The following is a 5362-nucleotide window of genomic DNA, read 5'->3' on the forward strand; positions in this document are numbered from 1 at the left end:
CCCTGTATTAAAGAGAAACTTATAACCCATGCCATGGGTGTAAGTACAATATATTAGTTATACCTGCGCTATTGCCGGTCTCTGGATTCTATAGCACTTCGTATAAATTCATCAATCTGGTAGCTTATTTTGATGAGAAAGGCCTTTTTGAGGGAAGTGAGTTCATCGCTGGATATTTTATCCTCCGATGTTGAAACTGTCCTCCAAATATCTTTAAGTATGTCATCCACCGCACTAATGATTTTACGCCTTACATTATCAGATCCATCTAGATTGGCCCTCATACCAATTCTTGATATCATAGACCTACTCGACTTTACACCCGAAACGCAACAACGCCTACAGAAGCGCAGTGTCAAAGCTGGAAGCCTCCTCCATTCCAGATTCCATATAGAATATTGGAGCGCAAAAGTTCCTCCCATAGCTAGAAATATCTTCAGCCCTCTCGTAAAGGACATCATTTCCCGGTTGTAGTAGTACCACTTCAATATAGAATACACTCGGGTGCATAGATTTATTGGGTCTTTAAATAAAAGAAAGCTGGACCATCCGTCATGTAGCATCACAAATGCAATCGAGGAAAAATATGCGTATATGACGAGAAAGAAAAACCTAACAACAATTCTGTCAAAATTGCAGATTAGGTAGGAAAGCATCATGAATCTTATAATAGACACACACTACCCATTGGAAAATTCAGGAGGAAAGAGCTGGGATGGGAGGGATCGAACCTCCGAATGACGGTACCAAAAACCGCTGCCTTACCGCTTGGCTACATCCCAAATGAAAACGACCATGTACCGCGGCATCATGGTAATGAAAAATAGTGAAAATGCAATGAAAAACAAGAAAAATCTCATGTTCAGTAGAGCGTACAATCCGAAATAAATTTCTTGTTAAAGCATCCTTTTCGTATCATCATCACCGTCAATGTTGATTATCGCAAGCTGGCGTGAATTTCCAAAGTATAATTAGGAAGTTGGATGACTATTGGAAGGACTATGGCTGCGCCATCATGTATCCGTACACCTCTGAGCTAGGAGCTGGAACGCTACACCCAGCAACTTCAATTTCCGTTCTTTCAGGAAAGGAAACCATGGTTGCCTACGTGCAGCCAGTTATTAGACCTTCAGACGGCAGATACGGACAGAACCCTAATAGGTTATATCAACACCATCAGTACCAGGTTATCGTTCAACCATCTAGAAGTACTCTCGTTGATGATTATTTGAAAAGCCTTGAGATAATTGGCATCTCGAAAAATGACTTTGACATCCGGTTTATTGAAGACGACTGGGAAAACCCTAGTATAGGGGCCTCAGGGCTTGGATGGGAAGTATCGTGTAATGGCATGGAAATTACGCAATTCACCTACATGCAACAAGTCGGAGGGGTTGATTGCACCACTATTCCTGGTGAAATTGCCTACGGGCTCGAGAGAATTGCAATGGTACTGCAAAATGTCGATAGCGTTTACGAAATAGCTTGGGATGATACTGGAGTAAAATACGGCGATATATTTCTTGCTAGGGAAAAGGAGTTTTCCGCCCTTTCCTTTGAGTATTATGACATTGAGTTTCTACTTTCCAGATTCGAGAATAGTGAAAAAATGTGCGCTCTCATGGTTGAAAAAGATCTACCTCTTGCAGGATACGATTTCTGCATCCAGGCAAGCCACATGCTTAACATTGTAGAATCACGCGGTGCAATCGGGGTGAATGAGCGAGCCTCATACATTCTAAGGGTGAGAAAAATGGCAAACATGTGCTGCGAAGCCTACATAAAACTGTATAGAACGGCTTAGTATGTCTTCTGATTTAATACTTGAGGTTCTGTGTGAGCAGCTTCCTACCAAAACCATCAAGTCCGCACACGAGTATATCCTACCTCGGATCGATAAAGAATTCTCCAGTAGAAGAATAAGTTGCGACGCACCAAAGGTATTCGCCACCTCTCATAGGATAATACTCATCGCATGTAATGTTAGTCAAAACAGTAGTGATGGAAAGAAAGAGATAAAAGGGCCAAGGATTTCTTCTGACAAAGAAGTAATAAGTGGTTTTTTGAGAAAGGTTGGCAAGAGTGGTGTGGAAGAACTGGAAATACGGGAGGTCTCAGGTGAAAAATTCTACTACAGCTCCAGTGTTTTAAGTTCAAAAGACCTTACCAATGAACTCACTGAAGTAATACAATGCATGATAGAAAACTTTCCTCTACACAAGCGTATGAGGTGGGGAACAGGTACTGGATATTGGGTTCGGCCGGTTATTAACGTTTTATGTGTTTTAGACGGTAAGGTCCTACCAGTCTCAGTTGCCGGTATTACAGCAAATAATAGAACCTTCGGAAATCTAAGGTTCTCCAACCGCAAATACACCGTTACTAAGGCAGCGGAATATCTCAACTTCTTGTCTGAGAATATGGTTATTGTGGATGTTGAAGCAAGAAGGAAACACATTCTTGAGCAACTGAATGAACAAATATCTGGCACGGAACTTACGTATGACCAAAATGCTCAGATATTGGAAGATATGAGTAGTAATTTAGAGTATCCAAAAGTACTAATTGGGAGTGTAGATAAAAATTTTAGTGAAATTCCTACAGAAGTAGTCTCATGTGTTATGACCAACCACCAGAGATACTTAGCGATAAAAGACCAGAGTGGAAAAATAGTAAAGTTCGCCTCTGCTGCTAGTGTAGTGAATAATATGGTAATCAAGAACCACGAGAAGGTACTTAGGGCGAGGTTATCAGATGCACTGTTCTTAATTAAAAAGGATAAAGAACACAATATGGACTACTATGTTGGTCTACTGTCAGGTGTAGTATTCAAGAGTGGTCTGGGCACGCTTTTAGATAAGGCGGAGAGGATATCCGCCCTTGCAAAATATTGTTCGGTGTGGATTCCGCGCTCTTCAATGTTAAACACTGAAAGGGCGGCAATGATCTCTAAGGCTGATCTCGCGACCTTAGTTGTAAGAGAGTTTCCAGAGCTCCAAGGAAAGATAGGCAGATACTATGCCAAACATTCTGGAGAGGAAGAGGAAGTTTGCGTAGCAATTGAGGAGCATTACCTTCCAATCGGGCAGAAGGACCATTGTCCAAAATCTCCAATAGGAATAGCCGTTTCGATTGCGGATAAGGTAGATAGCCTAGTTGGGCTCATGGCAACTGAAAATATATCAGGTTCTCGTGACCCTTTCGCCTTAAGAAGAACATCGATCTCATTATTGAGGGTAATGATAGAAAACAGTGTTTCTATCCCGCTTGATTTGATGGTATCAAAAGCCGTGTCTATGTACATGTGTAAAGCAAGATTAAATAAAAATGAGGGCCGTTTCCTGCGTGTTGACCGAGACGCTTTGATTTCTACTATCCTATCTTTCTGCTACGACAGACTAAAAGTAATTTTAAAGGAAAGCGATCTAGATAAGGAGGTGGTGGATGCTATCGTTGGAACGTTGCATGATATACCAATAGTTAAAAAGAAGGTGGAAGTAATCTGTAGCTTCCTTAAAACAGAGAAAGGAAAATCTGTCATCACTGCCTATAGAAGGGCAAATAATATAATCTCAAAAGAATCTTTCGATTGGAAACTAGATGGTAAATCTAATAAAAGGTTATGCAAAGAAGATTGTGAAATACAGTTGTATAATCAAATACAACACTACAAAAAGTTGTTGGGTAGTCTGATAAAAGAGGATAAGTTTCTCGAGGCCATGGAGTCACTATTTGAATTTAGTTCATTTGTTAACATATTCATGGATGGGGTTAGAGTGTGTGACAAGATGAATACGGAATTGTACCGTAATAGGACTAGGTTGTTGGTATCATCCGTGAGTATATATAATACTGTTCTGGATTTTAGTAAAATACATGGAACGTTCTAGCGTTTACCCTTGAATTTTGATTCTCGAGTATATAGATACTAGAGTCTACCTGAATTTTTTATAGTTTAATAAAGACCGGAAATGAGTGGCAACGACTACTATGAGATCTTAGAAGTAAGTAGAAACGCCAGTGCAGAGGAAATTAAAAAGTCATACCGTAAGATGGTTTTTAAGTACCATCCAGATAAGAACCCTGGGGATAAAAAAGCAGAAGAAAAATTTAAAAAGATAAGCGAAGCTTATGAGGTATTAAGCAATCCGGAAAAACGTGCCGCTTATGACCGCTATGGTCACAGCACATTCACCAGTGGAGGGGCTAGTGGTTTTGATTTTACCAGTGGTTTTTCAACTGACTTTTCTGATATTTTCCAGGATTTCTTCGGTGGAGGTTTTGGTAAATCACAAAGAGCCTCTAGTAGGGAACATTTACGCGGTTCCGACCTTAGATATGATGTCGAAGTCTCCCTTGAGGACGCTTTTAAAGGTATTAAAGTCCCGATTAGTTATGTAACAAACGTGAAGTGTTCTTCATGCTCCGGTATAGGAAGCGAGGGAGCGGTTAATTCAGTAAAATGTGGAAATTGTAATGGTGCTGGTAGTGTTAGAACCAGGAAGGGCTTCCTAACAATTGAAGAAGTGTGTAACGTATGTAACGGTGAAGGAGAAGTTATTAAGAATAAGTGCCGTAGGTGTGGAGGAAGCGGGAGGGTAAGGAACGAGGTAAGCCTCCTAGTAACTGTGCCTAAGGGTATAGAAACAGGGAATAAGGTAAGAGTTAATGGTAAGGGGGAAGCAGGTTTTCGGGGAGCTCAGGAGGGAGATCTTTATGTATATATCAGGGTTAAGGAACATAAATTCTTCACTAGAAGATCTTCTGACTTGCATTGTAGTGTTCCAATAAAAATGACTATAGCGGCCCTAGGCGGGGAGATAGAAATGCCCTCTATTGATGGTTCTTGGACAAAGTTAAAAATACCGGAAGGAACCCAGAGCGGAGACCAAATAAGGATGAGGGGCAAGGGAATGCCGGAGGTAAACTCAAAAGATAGAAGGGGAGATATGTATGTGCATGTTACTGTAGAAACCCCAGTCAAATTAACAAAACAGCAGGTGGACTTACTAAAGAAGTTTGAAGAAGAATCTAGCGCAAATTGCAGCCCAAAGTACCAAGGGTTTTTCCAAAAAATCAAGGATATATGGAGAGATATAAGTTCTGGATAGTTATAAACTTAATATAAATCATTTAAAAACTTCTAGGCTAATATCTTTACACGTGAACGAGTGGGTGATGGACCCTATGGAGATATAATCCGCCCCCAGGCTAGCTATTTCTCTAATATTTTCAAGATTAACTCCACCAGAAACCTCTACCATAGCTGAATTCCCAATCATCTTAATGGAGTCTTTTATGTCTGAAACTCCCATATTATCTAGCATAATCAAGTTGACAGAGCTTTTTATAGATTCTTCTA

At 40.4% G+C, this 5362-nt stretch carries 5 protein-coding genes and 1 tRNA gene; 3 read left to right on the forward strand and 3 right to left on the reverse strand.

Annotated features, from left to right (window positions below; all coding sequences use genetic code 11):
• Nucleotides 1-68 precede the first annotated feature (68 nt).
• Both GAC_RS05720 and GAC_RS02165 read right to left on the reverse strand, forming a co-directional pair.
• Nucleotides 69-677: a hypothetical protein gene (locus GAC_RS05720; protein WP_012659143.1), complete on the reverse strand. Its 609-nt coding sequence runs from the start codon at nt 675-677 to the stop codon at nt 69-71.
• 33 nt (nt 678-710) lie between these two features.
• Nucleotides 711-782, reverse strand: a tRNA-Gln gene (locus tag GAC_RS02165).
• Nucleotides 783-952: 170 nt separating this feature from the next.
• Between GAC_RS02165 and GAC_RS02170 the strand changes: the two genes are divergently transcribed.
• The 3 genes from GAC_RS02170 to dnaJ all read left to right on the forward strand — a co-directional run bounded on the left by GAC_RS02170 (nt 953) and on the right by dnaJ (nt 5111).
• Complete coding sequence (locus GAC_RS02170; protein ID WP_010268986.1) at nt 953-1804, forward strand: glycine--tRNA ligase subunit alpha; 852 nt, start codon at nt 953-955, stop codon at nt 1802-1804.
• 1 nt (nt 1805) lies between these two features.
• Entirely contained in the window at nt 1806-3890 is a 2085-nt protein-coding gene (gene glyS / locus GAC_RS02175) for a glycine--tRNA ligase subunit beta (RefSeq protein ID WP_010268989.1), read from the forward strand.
• Nucleotides 3891-3971: 81 nt separating this feature from the next.
• Complete coding sequence (gene dnaJ / locus GAC_RS02180; RefSeq protein ID WP_010268992.1) at nt 3972-5111, forward strand: molecular chaperone DnaJ; 1140 nt, start codon at nt 3972-3974, stop codon at nt 5109-5111.
• 18 nt (nt 5112-5129) lie between these two features.
• Here the strand turns inward: dnaJ and GAC_RS02185 are convergent, their stop codons facing one another.
• The gene (locus tag GAC_RS02185; protein ID WP_277812808.1) at nt 5130-5351 is read right to left on the reverse strand and encodes a beta/alpha barrel domain-containing protein; all 222 of its coding nucleotides are present in this window, start codon (nt 5349-5351) and stop codon (nt 5130-5132) included.
• Nucleotides 5352-5362 lie beyond the last annotated feature (11 nt).

Origin of the sequence: Anaplasma marginale str. Florida (assembly GCF_000215485.1) — a bacterium.
GTDB classification, from domain to species: domain Bacteria; phylum Pseudomonadota; class Alphaproteobacteria; order Rickettsiales; family Anaplasmataceae; genus Anaplasma; species Anaplasma marginale.

Bases quoted from the DNA above. Each gene is read 5' to 3' on its own strand.
- glyS (WP_010268989.1), top strand. From the start codon at position 1,806: ATGTCTTCTGATTTAATACTTGAGGTTCTGTGTGAGCAGCTTCCTACC.
- dnaJ (WP_010268992.1), top strand. From the start codon at position 3,972: ATGAGTGGCAACGACTACTATGAGATCTTAGAAGTAAGTAGAAACGCC.